This window comes from Micromonospora carbonacea (assembly GCF_014205165.1).
GTDB classification, from domain to species: Bacteria; Actinomycetota; Actinomycetes; order Mycobacteriales; family Micromonosporaceae; genus Micromonospora; species Micromonospora carbonacea.
The window spans coordinates 6,978,676-6,997,646 of record NZ_JACHMZ010000001.1; the positions used below are offsets into that span (position 1 = coordinate 6,978,676).

The 18,971-nt window shown below is 75.8% G+C and carries 18 protein-coding genes; 8 read left to right on the top strand and 10 right to left on the bottom strand.

The genetic code is table 11. The annotated features are described in order from the left end of the window. Window positions 1-219 precede the first annotated feature (219 nt). Together HDA31_RS29340 and HDA31_RS29345 are read left to right on the top strand one after the other, a co-directional pair. Window positions 220-3,216, top strand: a complete 2,997-nt coding sequence (locus HDA31_RS29340) for a hypothetical protein (RefSeq protein WP_184871983.1) — start codon at window positions 220-222, stop codon at window positions 3,214-3,216. 121 nt (window positions 3,217-3,337) lie between these two features. Further along, window positions 3,338-5,170, top strand: coding sequence for an NHL domain-containing thioredoxin family protein (locus HDA31_RS29345; protein ID WP_178062783.1), 1,833 nt, complete (start codon window positions 3,338-3,340; stop codon window positions 5,168-5,170). A gap of 109 nt (window positions 5,171-5,279) precedes the next feature. Here the strand turns inward: HDA31_RS29345 and HDA31_RS29350 are convergent, their stop codons facing one another. The 3 genes from HDA31_RS29350 to HDA31_RS29360 are packed head-to-tail and all read right to left on the bottom strand — an operon-like array spanning window position 5,280 to window position 7,649. Continuing rightward, window positions 5,280-6,029, bottom strand: a complete 750-nt coding sequence (locus HDA31_RS29350) for a LamB/YcsF family protein (protein ID WP_178062782.1) — start codon at window positions 6,027-6,029, stop codon at window positions 5,280-5,282. Further along, window positions 6,013-6,990 carry a 5-oxoprolinase subunit C family protein gene (locus HDA31_RS29355; RefSeq protein WP_246384249.1) on the bottom strand — a complete coding sequence of 326 codons (978 nt, stop codon included), beginning with the start codon at window positions 6,988-6,990 and terminating at the stop codon, window positions 6,013-6,015. Before HDA31_RS29355 ends, HDA31_RS29350 begins: the two co-directional genes overlap by 17 nt. Continuing rightward, window positions 6,987-7,649, bottom strand: a complete 663-nt coding sequence (locus tag HDA31_RS29360; RefSeq protein WP_178062781.1) for a 5-oxoprolinase subunit B family protein — start codon at window positions 7,647-7,649, stop codon at window positions 6,987-6,989. Before HDA31_RS29360 ends, HDA31_RS29355 begins: the two co-directional genes overlap by 4 nt. A 106-nt stretch (window positions 7,650-7,755) precedes the next feature. On the opposite strand from HDA31_RS29360, the gene trhA reads away from it, so the two are divergent. Continuing rightward, window positions 7,756-8,433 carry a PAQR family membrane homeostasis protein TrhA gene (gene trhA / locus HDA31_RS29365; RefSeq protein WP_178062780.1) on the top strand — a complete coding sequence of 226 codons (678 nt, stop codon included), beginning with the start codon at window positions 7,756-7,758 and terminating at the stop codon, window positions 8,431-8,433. Between the two features lie 118 nt (window positions 8,434-8,551). Here trhA and HDA31_RS29370 read toward each other — a convergent pair whose 3' ends face one another. Beyond that, window positions 8,552-8,839 (bottom strand): DUF6458 family protein, encoded by a 288-nt coding sequence (locus HDA31_RS29370; RefSeq protein WP_178062779.1) that lies wholly within the window; start codon window positions 8,837-8,839, stop codon window positions 8,552-8,554. A gap of 116 nt (window positions 8,840-8,955) precedes the next feature. Between HDA31_RS29370 and HDA31_RS29375 the strand changes: the two genes are divergently transcribed. Continuing rightward, the gene (locus HDA31_RS29375; RefSeq protein WP_074475653.1) at window positions 8,956-9,486 is read left to right on the top strand and encodes a SixA phosphatase family protein; all 531 of its coding nucleotides are present in this window, start codon (window positions 8,956-8,958) and stop codon (window positions 9,484-9,486) included. A 131-nt stretch (window positions 9,487-9,617) separates the two neighbouring features. Here the strand turns inward: HDA31_RS29375 and HDA31_RS29380 are convergent, their stop codons facing one another. From HDA31_RS29380 to HDA31_RS29395, 4 genes are all read right to left on the bottom strand, one after another. Then, window positions 9,618-9,887 (bottom strand): DUF6458 family protein, encoded by a 270-nt coding sequence (locus tag HDA31_RS29380; protein ID WP_043961115.1) that lies wholly within the window; start codon window positions 9,885-9,887, stop codon window positions 9,618-9,620. Window positions 9,888-10,159: 272 nt separating this feature from the next. Further along, entirely contained in the window at window positions 10,160-12,016 is a 1,857-nt protein-coding gene (locus tag HDA31_RS29385; RefSeq protein WP_178062778.1) for an acyl-CoA dehydrogenase, read from the bottom strand. Between the two features lie 185 nt (window positions 12,017-12,201). After that, window positions 12,202-13,329 (bottom strand): PP2C family protein-serine/threonine phosphatase, encoded by a 1,128-nt coding sequence (locus tag HDA31_RS29390; RefSeq protein WP_074475655.1) that lies wholly within the window; start codon window positions 13,327-13,329, stop codon window positions 12,202-12,204. A 121-nt stretch (window positions 13,330-13,450) separates the two neighbouring features. Beyond that, window positions 13,451-14,095 (bottom strand): septal ring lytic transglycosylase RlpA family protein, encoded by a 645-nt coding sequence (locus HDA31_RS29395; protein ID WP_178062777.1) that lies wholly within the window; start codon window positions 14,093-14,095, stop codon window positions 13,451-13,453. Between the two features lie 229 nt (window positions 14,096-14,324). Here HDA31_RS29395 and HDA31_RS29400 point away from each other — a divergent pair, with 229 nt between their 5' ends. Further along, window positions 14,325-14,885, top strand: a complete 561-nt coding sequence (locus tag HDA31_RS29400) for a phosphoribosyltransferase family protein (RefSeq protein WP_178062776.1) — start codon at window positions 14,325-14,327, stop codon at window positions 14,883-14,885. Window positions 14,886-14,918: 33 nt separating this feature from the next. After that, entirely contained in the window at window positions 14,919-15,980 is a 1,062-nt protein-coding gene (locus tag HDA31_RS29405) for a questin oxidase family protein (protein WP_178062775.1), read from the top strand. 57 nt (window positions 15,981-16,037) lie between these two features. Here the strand turns inward: HDA31_RS29405 and HDA31_RS29410 are convergent, their stop codons facing one another. Further along, window positions 16,038-16,571 carry an alpha/beta fold hydrolase gene (locus tag HDA31_RS29410; protein ID WP_178062774.1) on the bottom strand — a complete coding sequence of 178 codons (534 nt, stop codon included), beginning with the start codon at window positions 16,569-16,571 and terminating at the stop codon, window positions 16,038-16,040. A gap of 252 nt (window positions 16,572-16,823) precedes the next feature. On the opposite strand from HDA31_RS29410, the gene HDA31_RS29415 reads away from it, so the two are divergent. Then, window positions 16,824-17,213, top strand: a complete 390-nt coding sequence (locus HDA31_RS29415; RefSeq protein WP_178062773.1) for an ASCH domain-containing protein — start codon at window positions 16,824-16,826, stop codon at window positions 17,211-17,213. A gap of 72 nt (window positions 17,214-17,285) precedes the next feature. Here HDA31_RS29415 and HDA31_RS29420 read toward each other — a convergent pair whose 3' ends face one another. Then, a complete protein-coding gene (locus HDA31_RS29420; RefSeq protein WP_178062772.1) occupies window positions 17,286-18,197 on the bottom strand; it encodes an LLM class flavin-dependent oxidoreductase in 912 nt (303 codons plus the stop codon). Between HDA31_RS29420 and HDA31_RS29425 the strand changes: the two genes are divergently transcribed. Then, entirely contained in the window at window positions 18,184-18,927 is a 744-nt protein-coding gene (locus tag HDA31_RS29425) for a class I SAM-dependent methyltransferase family protein (protein ID WP_246384247.1), read from the top strand. The two genes, HDA31_RS29420 and HDA31_RS29425, sit on opposite strands and share 14 nt — an antisense overlap. Window positions 18,928-18,971 lie beyond the last annotated feature (44 nt).

Sequence of the window (18,971 nt, forward strand, 5' to 3'; positions counted from 1 at the left end):
GCTCGGTCGTCAACCGCCCGCCCGGACCCCGTCGTGCCGATAGAAGCTGCTCGACACCGTCCGGCGACGCGGAGTGACGGCCGGTGCTCCCCGGAGGCCGCGGGCGGCCACCGGATACGGTGCGGGGAGTCCCCACGGCCGGCACCGCCGGCCACACCGGCACCCACGCCGACGCACCGTCGGCATCGGCGGCCGACATGTGATGGAGGAGGCGCACCGATGACGTCCGAGGGCCCGCACCACCCCGGCCAGGAGCCGGACGAGGTGTCGCCGGGCACCGGCGCACCGGCGCCGTACGGCGTCGCCAACCCCGACCTGGGCTGGGCGCCCCCGCCCCCCACGGCCCGGCCGAACCCGCCCGCCCCCGCCTGGGCGACCCAGAACGACCAGCCGCCGACCGCCGCCTGGGGCGCGCCTCCCCACGGCGAGCAACCGCCGCCGGCCGCCTGGGGTGCCGGGCCGCAGGGCGACCAGCCGGCCACTCCCCACTGGGGCGCGGCACCGGGCGACCAGCCGCCGACCGCCGCCTGGGGTGCGCCCCCGCCGGGCGACCAGCCACCGACCGCCGCCTGGGGTGCCGCCCAGGTGCCGGCGCAGCAGCCGGAGCCGAACCGCCCGGCCGCCTGGGGGCCGCCGGCCGCCACGACCCAGCCCTCCTGGGAGCAGAACGAGCAGTCCGGGCCGGGCTGGCAGCAGAACGAGCCGGCCAGCCCCGGCCGGGCCGCCGTGAGCGCGCCGAACGGCGAGCCGGCCCAGCCGGCCTGGGCCACGCAGCCCGAGCAGTCGGCCCCGGCCTGGGCCGGCGCGGCCGAGCAGCCGCCGGCCCCGTGGGGCCAGGCCGAGTCCGGCGCCCGGGGAGCCGCCCGCGTGCCCGGCCAGGCGACCCCGCCCCCGGACTGGGCCGCCGCGCAGGACGACCCCGCCCGCTCCGGCGGCTGGAACGGCGGCCAACAGGCCGACGGCCCCGCCAGCGGAGAAGGCTGGAACACCACGCCGCAGCAGGCCGACGACCCCGCCCGCTCCGGTGGCTGGCCACGGGCCGAGCAACCCGACGCCCCCGGCCAGGCGGGCCAGGCCACCCCGCCCGGGCAGCCCGGATTCGGCGGCCCGGCCGCGCAACCCACGTTCGACGGCGCGTCCGGGCAGCCCGGATTCGGCGGGCCGGTCGAGCAGCAGCCGCCGGCCCCGTGGGGCCAGGCCGAGTCCGGTGCCCGGGGCGCCGCCCGCGTGCCCGGCCAGGCGACCCCGCCCCCGGACTGGGCCGCCGCGCAGGACGACCCCGCCCGCTCCGGTGGGTGGGCGGCCACGGCGGTCCACGCCGACGAGCAGCCGCAGCCGAACGCCTGGCCCGCCGCAGCCGACGAGTCGGGGCAGCCCGGCGCGTGGGGCGCGGCAGCGGTGCCGCAGCGGCAGGACGACCGGCCGGAGGTTCCCGACTGGGCGGCGGCCGAGCCGACCTCCGTCCCACCGGCGCGGGCCACCGCCACCGTCGGCACGGACGGGCCACCCGCCTGGGCGACGCCCGGCGAGAGCCCGCAGCGGCCCGGTGCCGACCGGCCGGTCATGCCGGATGTCGAGCCGTGGGCACCGGGCGAGGCGTGGGGGCGTACCGAGGCGGAGACCGCCGCGCCGCCGCAGCAGGCCGGCAACGGCTGGGAGCCCGAGCGGTCCGAGGACCGTCCGCTCTACCAGCCCGCCCCCGGGCCGGGGATCTCACCGGCCAACGCCGTGCCGCTGCCGCCGCAGGAGCAGCGCGTGCCCGGTGCCAGCCTGGCCGCCCTGCCGCCGGCCGACTACGCCCCGCCGGCCCAGTTCCCACCGGCGATCGAACCTCCGGCGGCCGGCGATCCGTCGGGTCGGGAGGGCGCCCCGCCGCCGTACGCGCCCGACTCGGGTGCCGGCTGGGGCCGCGCCGAGGAGCCGCACCCGCAGGGCACCCCGTTCGTGCCCGCCCCCCGGGTCTCGCCCGAGTCCGGGGCGGCCGCCCGGGCCGCCGTACCCCCGGCGGAGGCCGGGGAGGTCGGAGCCGGCGCGGTGGGCAGCGTCTCGGCGAGCGCCTCCGTGCCGATGGCCAGCCGGGTGGTCCCCCCCACCGACCAGGCGCTGCACCCCGGCGGCGCGGCCGCGCCGCAGCCCCGGGTGTACGGCCGGCCGGCCCGCCCGGAGCCGGCCGACGAGCCGGAGCCGGCCGACGAGAGCCCGTTCCGCCCCGAGCACAACCCGCCACCGTCGCGGTTCGACGAACCGGGCCCGCAGGGTCGCTTCGACGATGCCCCGGGCCGGTTCGACGAGCCGGGCCGGTTCGATGATGCCCCGGGGCGCTTCGAGGAGCCGGGTCGGTTCGACGAGCCGGGCCCGCAGCGGCGCTCCCCCGAACACGACCACCCGAGCGGGTTCGAAGGGCACGACCAGCAGCGTGGCTTCGACGGGCGCGACCAGCACCGCGGGTTCGACGACGTCGGTCCGCCGCAGCGCTTCGACGACCGGGGGCCACAGGCGGGGCAGCGCTTCGACGCCCCGGACCGGCAGGCCGGCCAGCCCCACGGCTTCGGTGACGGCCCGGCGGCCGGGGTGGCCGGTGCGGCGGCCCCGCCGACCTTCCCGCCCGGGGTGCCGTCCTTCGTGGACCCGCCGGCCAGCAACCGGCCCGTCAACGGCGTCCGCCCCCACGAGGGCGACCGACCGGGCGACCAGTTCGGCGGCCCGATGGGTGGGGCCACCGCCGTGCAGGGCACGATGCCCGGCCACGGTCCCGCCCCGTACGGCGAGCCGACCCAGGTCGGCTTCCCGGCGCAGGGGGCGCAGTCCGGCCCCGCCTGGGGCCAGGAGCCCGAGGAGCAGGGCCGGTTCGACGCGTTCAAGCCGGAGGCGGACGCGCCGAAGGCCGAGGCTCCGCCGCCGAAGGTCCGCAACGGCCGGGTGCTGGCCGCCGTGCTGGTGGCCGCCGTGCTGATCCTCGCGGTGCCGCTGGGGCTGCTCATGCTGCTCGGCAAGGTGGGCGGCGACAGCACGAAGGCGTTCGACCCGGCCGTCGGCTCCTGCGTCAAGCAGTCGGGCGGCAACGCCACGGCGGCCACCTGCGGCGAGGCCGGATCGTTCACGATCGTGTCCAAGGTCGAGGCCAAGGAGAAGTGCGCCGACCCGGCCCAGCCGCACGTCGTCCTCCGTGGCGACGTGCCGAAGAAGGTGCTCTGCCTCAAGCCGGCCGCCAAGTAGCGACCCCCGGGGGCGGGGCCACGGACCACCGTGGCCCCGCCCCCGTCGTACGCCCGGGGGTGTGACCGGGCCGCGCGGGGTCCCGGCCGGTCGGGGCCTCGCGGTCGGGCAGACTGGGGGCATGAGCGCACGAGTACGGGCTCCCGAGCTGCGCGGACGGGGCTGGCTGAACACCGGCGGGCGGGACCTGAAGCTGGCCGACCTGCGCGGCAAGATCACCATTGCCGACTTCTGGACCTTCTGCTGCATCAACTGCCTGCACGTGCTCGACGAGTTGCGCCCCCTGGAGGAGAAGTACGCCGACGTGCTGGTCGTCGTCGGCATCCACTCGCCGAAGTTCGAACACGAGAAGGACCCGGCCGCCGTCGCCGCCGCCGTCGAGCGGTACGGCGTGCACCACCCCGTCCTCGACGACCCCGAGCTGGACATGTGGCAGCAGTACGCGGCCCGCGCCTGGCCGACCCTCGCCGTGATCGACCCCGAGGGGTACGTGGTGGCCACGATGGCCGGCGAGGGCCACGCCGAAGGGCTGGCGCGGCTGGTCGACGAGCTGGTCGCCACCCACGAGGCGAAGGGCACCCTGCACCGGGGCGACGGCCCGTACGTGCCGCCCGCCGAGCCGGAGACGGCCCTGCGCTTCCCCGGCAAGGCCCTCGCGCTCGACGGCGGGCACCTGCTCGTGTCGGACTCGGCCCGGCACTCCCTGGTCGAGCTGGCCCCCGACGGCGAGACGCTGGTGCGCCGGATCGGCGCGGGCGTCCGGGGGCGCGCGGACGGGCCGCCCGGCGTCGCCACCTTCTCCGAGCCGCAGGGGCTCTGCCGGCTGCCGGAGCACGTGGCCGAGGTGGCCGGGTACGACGTGGTCGTCGCCGACACCGTCAACCACCTGCTGCGCGGGGTGCGGCTGGCCACCGGCGAGGTGGTGACCGTCGCCGGCACCGGCCGGCAGTGGCGCTCCACGGTGGACGACCACGCGCACGACTCGCTCTCGGTCGACCTCTCCTCCCCCTGGGACCTGGCCTGGTACGACGACCGGTTGATCGTCGCGATGGCGGGCATCCACCAGCTCTGGTGGTTCGACCCGATCCGCCGCACGGCGGGCATGTACGCCGGCACGACCGTCGAGGCGCTGCGGGACGGGCCGCTGGCCGAGGCGTGGCTGGCCCAGCCGTCCGGCCTCTCGGTCTCGGCCGACGGCAGCCGGCTGTGGGTCGCCGACAGCGAGACCAGCGCCATCCGGTACGTCGAGAACGGCGTCCTGGGCACCGCCGTCGGGCAGGGGTTGTTCGACTTCGGCCACGTCGACGGCCCGGCCGACCGGGCGCTGCTCCAGCACCCGCTGGGGGTGTGCGCGCTGCCCGACGGCTCGGTGCTGGTCGCCGACACGTACAACGGGGCGGTCCGCCGCTTCGACCCGACCTCCGGGCAGGTGTCGACGGTCGCCGACGGGCTCGCCGAGCCGAGCGACGTGGTGCTGACCGCCGACGGCGGGGTGCTGGTGGTCGAGTCGGCGGCGCACCGGCTGACCCGGCTGGCCCCGGGCGCGTTGTCGGCCGTGGGGGCGAGCACGGTCGACGGCCCGCGGCACCGCACGGAGCGGAAGCCGATGGAGGTGGCGGCGGGCGAGGTGACGCTTGAGGTGGTCTTCACCCCGGCGCCGGGGCAGAAGCTGGACGAGACGTACGGGCCGTCGACGCGGCTGGTGGTCTCGGCGTCGCCGCCGGAGCTGCTGGTGGCGGGGGCGGGCACCGGCACGGAGCTGTCCCGCCGGTTGGTGGTCGACGGGTCGGTGGCCGGCGGGGTGCTCCAGGTGACCGCGCAGGCGGCGACGTGCGACGCCGACGTGGAGCACGCGGCCTGCCACCTGACCCGGCAGGACTGGGGGGTGCCGGTGCGGGTCGTCGAGGGCGGCCCGGCGCGGCTCCCGCTGGTCCTGCGCGGCCTCGACGCCTGACAGCCTGCGCCCCGCCGGCCGCCCCCGCGCGGCCGCCCGCGCGCCGGCGCTGGGTGCGTTAGGAAGGGGCCCTTCCTATACAGAAGGCGTTAACAGGGTGCCCCTCCTTTCACGCGAACGGAGTGAGCGTGACCCCCGCGTCGAGGAGCGCGGCCCGCACCAGCTCGGCGGACGCCACCGCGCCCGGCGTGTCGCCGTGCAGGCAGATGGACTCGACGGGGCAGGGCACGACGGTGCCGTCGACGGCCACCACCGTCTGCTCGGTGGCCATCCGGACGGCCCGGGCGGCCACCTGCTCGGGGTCGGTGACCAGCGCGCCGGGGGCGGTGCGGGGCACCAGCGTGCCGTTGGGCAGGTAGCCCCGGTCGGCGAAGCCCTCGGCGATCACCCGCAGGCCGGCACCGGTGGCGAGTTGGGCGAGCACCGAGCCGGGGGCGCAGAGCACCGGCAGGTCGCGGTCGTAGTCGTCGATGGCGGCGATCAGGGCGGCGGCCTGCGACTCGTCGGCCGACACGGCGTGGTAGAGCGCCCCGTGCGGCTTCAGGTAGCGGACCCGGGTGCGGTACGCCCGGCAGAACGCGTCGAGCGCGCCGAGCTGGTAGGTGGTCTCGTCGCGCAGGTCCCCGAACGCGTACGCGATGTGTCGGCGGCCGAAGCCGGCGAGGTCGCGGTAGCCGACCTGCGCCCCGACGGCGACCCCGCGCCCGGCGGCGGCGGCGCAGACCCGGCGCATGGTGGACGGGTCGCCGCCGTGGAAGCCGCAGGCGACGTTGGCCGAGGTGATCAGGTCGAGCAGCGCCTCGTCGTCGCCGAGCCGCCAGATGCCGAATCCCTCGCCGAGGTCAGCGTTGAGGTCCATGGAACGTCACCGTAGTCCCCGGGCGGGCCTGCGCGAGCGGCGTCACGTCGTCCACCACCCCGACGACGGGGTAGCCGCCGGTGGTGGGATGGTCGGCGAGGAAGATCAGCGGCTGGCCGTCGGCGGGCACCTGCACCGCGCCGAGCACGAGGCCCTCGCTGGGCAGTTCCCCGGCGATCGCGCGGGGCAGCGGCACGCCGGTCAGTCGCGCGCCGACCCGGTTGCTGACCGGGCTCACCGTGTACGGCGTGCCGAGCAGCCGGTCGAGCGCGGCCGGGGTGAACCAGTCGTCGCGGGGCCCGAGGCGCAGCCGGAGCCGCAGCAGCGGCGGGGCGGGCCGCCCGACGGTCACGTCGACGGGGGCGGGGTCGCCGGCCGGGTCGCCGAGGGGCAGCACGTCGCCGTCGCGCAGTGGGGGCGGGCCGAGGCCGGAGAGGGTGTCGGTGGACCGGCTGCCGAGCACCGGCGGCACGGCGATCCCGCCCGCGACGGCGAGCCAGGTGCGCAGTCCGGTGCGGGCCGGGCCGATCCGCACGGTCGCCCCGGCGGGCACGGCCAGGGGGCGGCCGACGTCTCCGGGCCGGTCGCCGAGGTGCGGGCGGGGGCCGGTCCGCCGCGCGTCGCCGGTGTGCGGGTCACCGGTGTGCGGGTCACCGGTCCGTCCGTCGCCCAGCCGTCCGTCGCCGATCCACACGTCGGCGTCCGCGCCGGTGAGCGCGACCGTGCCGGCCCGGGTGAGGCGCAGCGTGCAGCCGGTGAGGGTGACCTCCAGGCCGGCGGCGTCCTCCGGGTTGCCGACGAGGCGGTTGGCCAGCCGCAGGGCGGCCGGGTCGAGCGCCCCCGACCGGGGGACGCCGAGGTGCGCCCAGCCGGGCCGGCCCTGGTCCTGCACGGTGGTGAGCGCCCCGGCCCGGAGCACCTCCAGCCGGCGCGCCGGGCCGGGATCGGGCGGGCGGGTCACGCGGTCGCCGCCAGGCGTACCCGGGTGCCGGGGGCGAGCCGGGCCGGCGGGTCGACGGTCACGTCGAACAGGGTGAGCCCGGTGCGGCCGACGAGCAGCCAGCCGCCGGGCGACGCGCCGGGGTAGATCCCGGCGTACGGGCCGGCGAGCGCGACCGAGCCGGCGGGGACCCGGGGGCGGGGGGTGGCGAGCCGGGGCACCGCCCACTCCGGCGGCAGCCCGGTCAGGTACGCGAACCCGGGCGCGAACCCGCAGAAGGCCACCCGGAACGGGGTGCCGGTGAGGCGGGCGATCACCTCGGGCACGTCCACGCCCCAGTGGCCGGCGACGACGGGCAGGTCCGCTCCGTCGTACGTGACGGGGACCTCGACCTCGGCGGGCGGGGTGCCGCCGGTCGGCGTCGTGCCGGCGGCGGGGGTGTCGCCGGCGGATCCCCCCGGGTCGGCGGGGTAGGGCGTCCAGTGGGCCACGAGCGTGGCGGCCCGGTCGGGGTCGGGCACCCCGTCGAGCAGCACCGTACGGGCCGCCGGGACGATCTCGACCGCGGTCAGCTCGCCGGCGGCGCGGCGGCGCGTCAGCTCGGCGCGCCACGCCTCCACCTGGTCGGTGTCGTCGCAGTCGAGCAGCAGGGCGTGCGCGCCGACGGGCCGGATCCGCATCCCGCCATGATTCCCGACGGGTGGCTCCGGCAGGGCCACCGGACCCCTGGATCCGGTGACGATCAGCACTACTTGACGGTAACCTACGGTGCCGTAACCTAGGTGCGTGACGACCTCCGCACCGCTTCGACTCAAGCCGGTCGACATCGGGAAGCCGCGGATGCGCGGCTGGCTGCACACCTACGCGTTCTTCGCCGCGCTCGTCTGCGGCATCGTGCTCTGCGCCATCGCCGCCAGCCGCCCCGGCTGGTCCCCCCTGGCCAGTTGCCTCATCTACAGCCTGACGGTCTGCGGCCTCTTCGGCACCAGCGCGCTCTACCACCGTCGGGTGTGGTCCGAGCGCGGCTACCAGATCATGCGCCGGATGGACCACTCGATGATCTTCGTGTTCATCGCCGGCACGTACACCCCGTTCTGCGTCCTGCTGCTGGACGCCCGGCAGGCGACCACCATGCTCGCCCTGGTCTGGGGCGGCGCGCTGGGCGGGGTGGCCGTGAAACTGGTCTGGCCGCACGCGCCGCGCTGGGTCTCCGCACCGCTCTACCTGGCGCTCGGCTGGGTGTCGGTGGCGATGCTGCCGCAGATCCTGCACTCCGGCGGCGTGACCGCGCTGGTGCTGCTCGCCGTCGGCGGCGCGATCTACAGCGTCGGCGCCGTCTTCTACGCGTTGCGCCGGCCCAACCCGTGGCCCACCGTCTTCGGTCACCACGAGTTCTTCCACGCCTGCACGCTGGTGGCGGCGATCTGCCACCACATCGCGATCTACTTCGCCCTGTTCGCCTGAGCCCGCACCCCCGTCAACCCGCCCTGACACCCTGCCCCGGGCACGCGCCGGGGGCCCCGCGCCGTTGCGGGGCCCCCGGAGTCGTGGGCGGTCGCGGCCCGTGCGGGCCGGGGACCGGTCAGACCGTGCGACCCGGGCGGCGCACCTCGCGGTACTCCTGGACCACGGGCTCGCCCTGCACCGGCACGACCCGGTCGGCGACCACACGGTTCTGGCGCACCGGCGCGGCGACCACCGTCCGGCGGCCCCGGTTCCAGAAGTAGAGCGTCGTGAGCAGGCTGACGACCCCGGCGAGCATCAGCACCCAGCCGACGACGCCGAGGTTCAGCCACCCCAGGTCGGCCTGCACGGCGAACGCGAAGATCGCACCCAGCGCGATGAGGAAGATGCTGGCACCAATGCCCATTTTCGTCGCCTCCTTGGCTGTCAGCTGGCGCTGCTACCCACCGCGGCCATGGATGAGGTTGCGGCACCCATCGACATACCCAGGCGCTCCGATCGTCAATCGGGCAAGCTGGGCCCATGACGGACGCCGGAGGGACGGAACGGACACTGGTGCTGCTGCGGCACGCCAAGGCGGAGGCGCCGGGGAACGGCCCGGACGTCCAGCGACCGCTGACCGCGCGGGGGCACGCCGACTCGGCCGCCGCCGGAGCCTGGCTGGCCCGGCACGACCTGCTGCCCGACGTGGTGCTCTGCTCGGCCGCGCGGCGCACCCGGCAGACCTGGCACGGCGTGCAGCTCGGCATGACCGGCTCGGCGGACGAGGCGGGGCCGGCCGGCCCCGCGCCGCAGGTGCGCTACGAGCCGGGCGCGTACGAGGCACGCCCGGCGGAGCTGCTGGCGCTGGTCCGGTCGGCCCCGGCGGAGGCGGCGACGGTGCTGCTGGTCGCCCACAACCCGGGCATCTCGCTGCTCTCGGCGCTGCTCGACCCGGAACGCGCGGACCAGGAGGGGCTGCGCACCACCGACCTGGTGGTGCACCGCGCACCGGTCCCGTGGGCCGAGCTGCGCCGCGCGGACATCGTGGCCCGCCACACCGCCCGCGCCTGAGGCGCAAGGAAGGGCCCCCTGTTAACGCATTCCGTTGTACAGGGGCCCCCTGTTAACACCTGCGAACGCCCGAGGTGCGCCCGCCCGGCCCGGGCGGCGCGGGCCGGCCCGGGCGGGCGGGCCGGCGGGCCTCAGGAGGGCGGTGCCGTGGGCGGAGGCGGGTCGGGCGGAGGCGGCATCATCGCGGTCGGATGCGACAGCCTGTTCTCCTCCACGATCAGGGTGCGCGCCCGCTTGCGCCGGTCCTGCCAGAACCAGAGCGTGGTGAGCAGCACGGCCAACCCGGCCAGGATGAAGACCCAGCCGACCGCGCGCAGATCCACCCACCAGACGTTGGCCCGGATGGCGAAGGTCAGGATCGCGCCGATGGCGATGAGGAAGATTCCACTACCAATGCCCATGTGCGCTGCACCCCCACGTGCGGTGGCTCTGGGCGTTCACTGACGACGTCCGGGCCTCGGTTACCCACCCGACGGGGCAAGTACCCGGGATACGACCGGCGATGGGGGACACGCGGGACCGTTCGGCACGGGTCGCCGAAGCGGGGCAGGACGGCGACGGCCGACGAGACGGGGCAGGACTGCGACGGCCGACGAGACGGGGCGGGAAGGCGACGGCCGGCGAGTTGGGGGACTCGCCGGCCGTCTGGAGGCCGCTGTGGTGCGTCAGCGGCTCAGAACGCCTCCTCCGGGAGGTCCATCAGCTCCAGGTCGGTGTTCTCGATGATCCGCCGGTCGGCGCCGAGGCGGGGCAGCACCTCGCGGGCGAAGAACTTCGCGGCGGCCACCTTGCCGGTGTAGAACGCCTTGTCGGCGGCGGAGACCTCGCCGGCGAGGGCGCGCAGGGCGACGTCGGCCTGCCGCTGGAGCAGCCAGCCGACGACCAGGTCGCCGATCGCCAGCAGGAACCGGCGGCTGCCGAGGCCCACCTTGTAGAGCGCCCGGGCGTCGCCGCCCTGCGCCTCGCCCAGCCAGCCGGTCAGCACGCCGAGGATGGTCTGCACCTCGGCGAGCGCCTTGCCGAGCGCCTGCCGTTCCTGCTTGAGCTGGCCGTTGCCGCCCTCGGAGGTGATGAACTCCTGGATCTCGCCGGCGACCGTCATGAGGGCCTTGCCGTTGTCCCGGACGATCTTGCGGAAGATCAGGTCGAGGCTCTGGATCGCGGTGGTGCCCTCGTACAGGGTGTCGATCTTGGCGTCCCGGACGTACTGCTCCAGCGGGTAGTCCTGGAGGAAGCCGGAGCCGCCGAAGGTCTGTAGCGCCTCGTGACCCAGCATCTCGTACGCCCGCTCGGAGCCGACGCCCTTGACCAGCGGCAGCAGCAGGTCGTTGACCCGCTTCGCGATCTTCGTCGCCTGCTCGTCGCCGGCCGCCTCGGCGATGGCGACCTGGTCCTGCCAGGAGGCGGTGTAGCAGACCAGGGCGCGCAGGCCCTCGGCGTACGACTTCTGGAGCATCAGCGAGCGGCGCACGTCGGGGTGGTGGGTGATGGTGACCCGGGGCGCGGTCTTGTCGGCCTGCTGGACGAGGTCGGCGCCCTGGACGCGGTTCTTGGCGTATTCGAGGGCGTTGAGGTAGCCGGTGGAGAGGGTGGCGATGGCCTTGGTGCCGACCATCATCCGGGCGTACTCAATGATCATGAACATCTGCCGGATGCCGTCGTGCTTGTCGCCGAGCAGCCAGCCCTTCGCCGGCACGCCGTGCTCGCCGAAGGTCATCTCGCAGGTGTTGGAGACCTTGATGCCCATCTTGTGCTCGACGTTGGTGGCGTAGACGCCGTTGCGCTCGCCCAGCTCGCCGGTCTCCGGGTCGAAGTGGAACTTCGGCACGACGAAGAGCGACAGGCCCTTGGTGCCGGGGCCGCCGACGCCCTCGACGCCGACCGGGCGGGCCAGCACGTAGTGCACGATGTTGTCGCTGAGGTCGTGCTCGCCGGAGGTGATGAAGCGCTTCACGCCCTCGATGTGCCACGAGCCGTCCGGCTGCGGGATCGCCCGGGTGCGGCCGGCGCCCACGTCGGAGCCCGCGTCGGGCTCGGTGAGCACCATCGTGGAGCCCCACTGCTTGTCGATGAAGAGCTTGGCCCACTTCTTCTGGCTCTCGGTGCCCTCGACGTGCAGCACGTGCGCGAAGGACGGGCCGGAGGCGTACATCCAGACGGGGGCGTTCGCGCCGAGCACCAACTCGGCGAGGGACCACCAGAGGGCGCGCGGGGCGTTGGTGCCGTCGAGCGCCGGCGGGAGGTCGAGCCGCCAGAACTCGGACTCCATGAACGCCCGGTACGACTTCTTGAACGGCTCCGGCAGCGGCGCGGTGTGCGTGGCCGGGTCGAAGACCGGGGGGTTGCGGTCGCTGTCCGAGTAGCTCGCCGCGAGGTCCTCGCGGGCGAGGCGGTCCACCTCGACGAGGAAGCTGCGCGCGGTGTCGACGTCAAGATCCGAGTACGGCTCCTGGCCGAACGCCCGGTCCGCCCCGAAGACCTCGAAGAGGTTGAACTCAAGGTCCCGGAGGTTGCTCTTGTAGTGGGTCATGCTCGCTGGCCCCGCTTCCCGGACAGGTGTTACCGATCAGTAACCCCGACTGTATTACTCGCGGGTAGGCAGCGACAAGCTCAACGTGGAAGTGACGGCGATTACACACCCGCGCTTCGGCCGTCTGGGAGCGGGGTCGGAACCCCGCCCGGGACCGGGCGCAACCGGGCGGCGAAGAAGCTGCCTCAGCCCTCGGCCGCGCCGACCTCCCAGCTCGGCACGGGGGCGGTCACCCCGCCGCTGTGGCCGGCGTACTCCATCAGGACCAGGGCGATGTCGTCGTCGAGCCGGCCGTGCACCCACTCGACCAGGGCGGTCTCCAGCGAGGCCAGCCCGTCGCCGACCGTGCCGTGGCCGAGCAGCCGCCAGGCCCGGTCGGCCGTCGGGAAGAACTCGCCGTCCCGGCGCGCCTCGCCGAGGCCGTCGGTGAACAGCAGCAGCCGGTCGCCCGGCTCCAGGCGCTCGACCCGGGGCCGCACGACCGGCATGAAGCCCAGCGGCGGCGCGGGCGCGGGCGGTTCGAGGGGGATCACCGCGCCCCGGCGCAGCAGCAGCGGCGACGGGTGGCCGCAGTTGACGATGGTGAGGGTGCCGCCCCGCTCCTCGACCAGGGCGGCGGTGACGAAGTCCTCGTCGCCGACGTTGCGGGCCACCGCCCGGTCCAGGTCGGCGACCACCGCCCGCAGGTCGGCCCGCTCGTACGCGACGTGCCGGTACGAGCCCAGCACGATGCTCGCCAGCCGCACGGCGTCCAGCCCCTTGCCGCGCACGTCACCGATGATCATGCGGACGCCGTACGGGGTGTCGATCGCCTCGTACAGGTCGCCGCCGATCTCGGCCGTCGCCGTCGAGGAGATGTAGCGTCCCGCCACCGCCAGGGTCCCCACCTGCGGGCCGAGCGGACGCAGCACCGCCTGCTGGGCCACCGCCGCCAGCTTGGACAGCTCGGCGATCTGCTCGGCCTGCCGCTGCCGCACGGCGGCCACCGCCGCCGCGATGCCGGTGGCGAGCGCGATGCCGGCCACGTTGACGGCGGTGACCAGCGACGTCCTCGGCTCGGCGAGGGCGAAGGCGGACCCGATCGCGGTCGCGGCGGCACCCACCCCCAGCACCACCCGCCAGGAGGCGAGCGCCGCGGCGAGGAACGGGGCGGCGACCATCAGCGCCACGTAGTGCGCCCAGCGGCCGTCCGCCAGCTCGACGCCGGAGATGATCGCGAGCAGGACGAGGGCCGCGCCGAGGCCGGCGCGGGATCCGGGGCTCAGCGGGCCACGGCCCGACTGGAAGGCATGCATGCGTACGAGGGACAGCATGCCTGATGGACGTGAACCGGTGAATGAGCCTGGCCCGTCGGCCGAGGATGTTCTGCCCGGCCGGGTCACCGGCGGCGGCCGGTCCGGCCCCGGTCGCGCCGCCCCGCCCGAGGTCATCGGCTCAGCCCAGGACCTCGTACTTCACGGTCAGCGCGCCGACGTCGACGGAGGCGATGGCCGCGAACGCGGCCCGGGACAGGTCGAGGCAGCGGCCGTCGATGAAGGGTCCCCGGTCGTTGATCCGGACGGTGACCGACTTGCCGTTGGCCGGGTTGGTCACCCGGACCATGGTGTCGAACGGCAGGGTCTTGTGGGCGGCGGTCATGGCGCTCGGGTCGAAGCTCTCCCCGTTGGCGGTGAGCTGACCCTCGTCGTAGAAGGACGCCCCGCACGAGCCGCTGTCGACGACGTTGCGGGTGGGCGTGGGCTTCTTGGTGGTGGGGGCCGGCTTCGGCGCGGCGGTGCGCGGCCTGCTCCGCGAGGCGGCCTGGCTCCGGGTGGCCTTCGGGCTGGCCGTGACCGTCGGCGACGGGCTGGGGCTGGGCGGGACGCTGGCGCTCGGGCTGGGCGACGCCGGGGGCGTGACCGCGGTGGTGGGGGCGCTCGCCGGGACGTCGGCGACGGTCGGCTGCGGGGCCGCCTCACCGGAGGTCAGGCTCACCGCGCCGACGGTGCCACCGACGGCGAGCGCGACGCCGACCGCCGCGGTGGCCGCGATCCCGGCCGGCGAGGAGAACAATCGGGTACGGGAGTGCCTACCAACCACGGGCCCGGTCCTTTCGTCGTGGCTAACGAAGTCGTTGTTCAGGGCGAAGTCCTGGAGAACAAACCGGCCCGGACCGTAACGAGAGAAGCACTTCCGAAGTCAACGTGATCATGGCGCTATGGTGGCATTTGCTCGCATACGTGTGGCCGATCATCCGAGGCGGCGTGGCCCGCTCGGCCCCGGGTGGGCCGGACCACACCGGGCGTCGATCTGACGCAGGATGGTCGGCATGCCCGCTGAGCTGAGCGAACGCCTCGTCGAGCTGTTCCGGTGGGTCGACCCCGGCCCGCAGAGCACCCACCTGGTCAGCGACGTCTCCGGCTGGTGGCGCGACCCCGCGGTGCTGGCGGGGCTCGGGCCCGCCCTGGCCGCCCCGTTCCGGGACGCCCGACCGACCGTGGTGCTCGCCCCCGCCGTGACCGGGCTGCTGCTCGGCCCGCTCGCCGCGACCGCCCTCGGGGTCGGCTTCGCGCCCGCGCACAAGGCGGAAGACGGGAGGCTGCCCGCCGGGGCGACGACCTGGGCGCAGAGCCCGCCGGACTTCCGGGGCCGCCGGGTCGACCTGGGCGTCCGGGACCGGCACCTCGGCCCCGGCGACCGGGTGCTGGTGGTCGACGACTGGGTGGCCACCGCCGCCCAACTGCACGCCCTGTACGCGATCTGCGCCGCCCGGGGCGCCGAGGTCCTCGGCACCTCCGCCGTGGTGGTCGACTGCCCGCCCGCCCTCGCCGCCGAGCTGCGGATACACGGCCTGGTCGAGGGTGACCGGCTGACCGCGCCCGAGGGTTGACCTAAACCAAACTTCACGTCGCACGATCGGGGCATGGACGACGGAATCCTGGACGAGGCGTACCGGCGGTTGCACCGCACCGGCCCGGAATTCGAGGGCTGGCTCTCCAACCACGGCCCGATGGCGGTCGAGGCGCTGGCCCGGCACGGGCACGACGCCAAGGTGCACCGCTGGCTGGACGCCTACCTGCGGCGGCTCGACGAGCTGCCGCGCGGCCTCCGGCCGATCGACGACTGGCGGGCCGCCCTCGGCGACCCGAAGCGGGCCGGCGACTGGCTCGCCCACTTCGACCGGGAACTGCACGAACGGCCCTGGCGGGACATCCTCGGCACCTGGTGGCCCCGGCTCCTGCCCGGCATCGCCGCCGGGGCCACCCACGGCGTCATCCGGGTCGGGCACGCCGTGCGGGCGCTGCGGGCCGACGAGACCAGCCCGGACCGGCGCACCGAACTCGGCCAGGCCCTCGCCTACTGGGCCGCGCGCTGGCAGCCGGTACCGGGCGCGTCCCTGCCGCCGGCGGCACCTCCCGTCGGGAAGAGCGGGGTGTCCGGGGAGAACGGCGAGACCGGGGTGGCCGCCGCGCTGGCCGGGCTGCCCCGCATCGCCGACCGCAGCGGCGGCATCCGCGAGCGGCTGGGCCGGCTGCCGGACGTACCCGAATGGGGGTCGTCGCTCGCGGCGCTGCGCCCCGCGCGGACCCCGGCCGAGGCGCAGCGGGGGCTCGCCGAGCTGGTGCACCGGGCGAGCCTCGACTACCTCCGGTACGGGCAGGCGGAACCCGTCATGCTGGTGCACGCGGTGACCGCGCCGACGGCGGTGCTGCGTACGCTGCCGGAGCTGGACCCCGGGCTCTGGGCGCCGAGCCTCGCCGCGGCCTGGTCCGCGACGGCGGCAGTGACCGCCGTGTACGCCTCCCCGGCCGGCGTCGCGCCACCGGCCGTCGCCCCCGGCACCCCGGCGGAGGTCTTCGCCCGCGCGGCCCGGCACGGCGACGAGCACGTGGTGAAGCTCGCCGACGCGGTGCTGGACGCCCACGCGGCGACGGGGGACGAGCGGGTGCTCGCCGCGGCCGGCTACGCGGCGCAGCTCATCTGAGCCGCGCAGCTCATCGAGCGGGGCAGCTGCGAGCGGGGCAGCCCAGAGCGGGGCGGCTCAGTCGCCCGAGCCGGCTCCGCCGAGGAACTCCTCCACGGCGGTGCAGACCATGCCCAGCACCTCCGCCGAGCGGGCCAGCGGACCGGGCACCAGCAGCGAGTGGTCGGCCCCGTCGACCTCCAGCACGTGCGGGCTGAGCCGGCGGGCCTGGGTGCCGTCCCACAGGGCGTCGGCGGTGCCGCCCACCAGCAGGAACGGGGCGGTCGCACGGGCCAGCGCCTCGGTGACGTCGGCGCGGCGCAGCAGCGGGGTGAGCCACACCGCCGGCAGCCCCCGGTCGGCGGCGAACGGGGCGGCGAAACTGCCCAGTGACTTGCCGACCAGCAGGTGCGCCGGCTCCGCCAACGCCGGGGCGACCTGCTCGGCCACCCAGGGCCCGGCCCGGTCCGCGCCCAGGTCGGACGGCACCTGCCAGGTGATCTCGTGGGTGTCGAAGCCGGTCCGGCGCAGCGCCTCGCCGACGTACGCGAACAGGGGCGCCCGGGTGTCGTAGCCCCGCCCCGGAATCAGCACCGCACGCCGGTCCGCCATCACCCGATCCCTTCGCCAGCCCACCTGCCCGCCACCGTAACGCCCCGGGCACGCCGGGCAGTCGCACCGCTCCGACACGGATGCGCCGGGCGGGCCGGAGCGGGCGCGAACGGGCCGGGCGGGCGGGAGCGGGGCAGGGCGGGCCGCACGCGGACGGGCGGGGTGCGCCGGGGCGGGGCAGGTCGCCGGTGCCGCGTGCCCCGCGCCCGAATCCGGCGGCGGGGCGCGGCCGGGCCGCGTAGCCTCGGCGGGATGTGGCCCCGGATCGACGGACTGCGCAGCCTCGCCCTCGGCACCCCCGGCGGGCTGCGGGCGAGACTCAACTCCCTGGTGCTGGCCGGGGCCAAGACGGCGACCGCCGGCCTGACCGACGAGTACGCCGAGGAGGGCGAGGAACTGGAGCACGTCGGCGAGCGGCTCGCCCTCGTCGACGACCACGACGCGCCCGTCGGAACCGTCGAGGTGACCGGCGTCGACGTGGTGCGCTTCGCCGACGTGCCGTGGGACTTCGCCCGCGCCGAAGGGGAGGGCGACCGGTCGATCGAGGAGTGGCGGGCCGGGCACGCCGCCTACTGGGCGCGGGTCGGCACCCCCGTCACCGACGACAGCCGGATCGTCTGCGTGCGCTTCCGCCTCACATAAGGAAGGGCCCCCTGTTAACGCATACGGTCGAGAAGGGTCCCCTTCTCACACCCCCACCACCGCCCGCACCGTTCACCCGGCGACGGCCGGGCGGCCAGCCGGCGTCAGGCGGCGCAGCTCCGGCAGGAGGCGGGTGGCCGCGTCCACCAGGACGGCCTCGTCCCCGGCGTACCAGCTGCTGGCCCGGGGCCAGTGCGTCACCACGTCGGTGAAGCCGAGCGCGGCGGCCCGCCCGACCTGCTCGGCGAAGAAGTCCGCGCTGCGCAGCGAGAACGCCGGGGCGGAGTCGAGCGACAGGTAGCGGTCCAGGGTGGCCGGGTCGCGGCCGGCCTCGACCAGCGCCCGGTCCATCCGGGCGGCGAGGTCGGCCACCGTGCCCCACCACTGCTCCACGTCGTCGCCGCCCGTGCCGGTGGTGACCCAGCCCTGCCCGAACCGGGCCACCAGCCGCATCGAGCGGGGGCCGTTGGCGGCCATCACGAACGGCACCCGGGGAGACTGCACGCAGCCCGGGTTGTTGCGGGCGTCCACGGCGGCGAACCAGTCGCCACGCCAGGTGGTGCCGTCCTCGCGCAGGATCAGGTCGAGCAGCTCGACGAACTCGGCGAGCCGGTCGACGCGCTGGCGGGGCGGCAGCGTCTCCCCGCCCAGCACGGCCGAGTCGAAACCGATGCCGCCCGCGCCGACGCCGAGCAGGAACCGGCCGCCGGAGACGTCGTCGAGGGCGGTGACCTGCCGGGCGAAGGCCGCCGGGTGGCGGAAGTTCGGCGAGGCCACGAGGGTGCCGAGCCCGATCCGGGAGGTCACGCCTGCGGCGGCGGTCAGCGTGGTCATCGAGTCGAACCAGGGCCCGTCGACCAGGTCCCGCCAGCCCAGGTGGTCGTACGTCCAGGCGTGGTCGAAGCCCCACTCCTCCGCCTGCCGCCAGCGACGCTGCGACTGCGCCCAACGCTGGTCCGGAAGGATCACGATGCCAATCCGCATGAACGTCAGCGTACGACCCGACCGGCCGGGGACGTCGCGCCCCGGCGAGGGCCTGCTGCCGACGGGGCGGCAGGCTGGCAGGCTCGACGGCATGACGACCGGGACCGACTGGCGGGCGTGGCACGAGCCGTACGCCGACGAGGACTCGCCGCTGTCCCGCCGGCTGCGGCTGGTGCGCGGGGCGATCACCTCATGGCTGGACGAGCGCCCCGGCGAGCCGCTGAGGGTCGTCAGCGCCTGTGCGGGCCAGGGACACGACCTGGTCGGTGCGCTGGCTGGCCGGGTCGATGCGGCCCGCGTCCGCGCCACGCTCCTGGAGTACGACCCGGGCAACGTCGCCGCCGCCCGGGCAGCCGCCGCCCGGGCCGGCCTCGCACACGTCACCGTCCGGCGGGCGGACGCGGGCCGACTCTCGTCGTACGCAGGCTCGGTGCCCGCCGACCTGGTGCTGATGGCGGGCGTCCTCGGCAACATCGACGACCATGACGTACGCCGAACCGTGGCCGCCCTGCCGCAGCTCTGCGCGGCCGGTGCCACGGTGATCTGGACGCGGACCCGGCGCGCCCCCGACCTGACCCCGGCGCTGCGGGGCTGGCTGCGGGACTCCGGTTTCGCCGAGCGGGCGTTCCACGCGCCGGACGGGGTGCTCTTCTCGGTCGGCGTGCACCGGTTCACGGGCACGCCCCGACCGCTGACCGCCTCCGGGGCGCTGTTCACGTTCCTCCGGTGACCATGATCGACTTCATGCCGGCGATGTGGCGGCGTCCCGGTGCC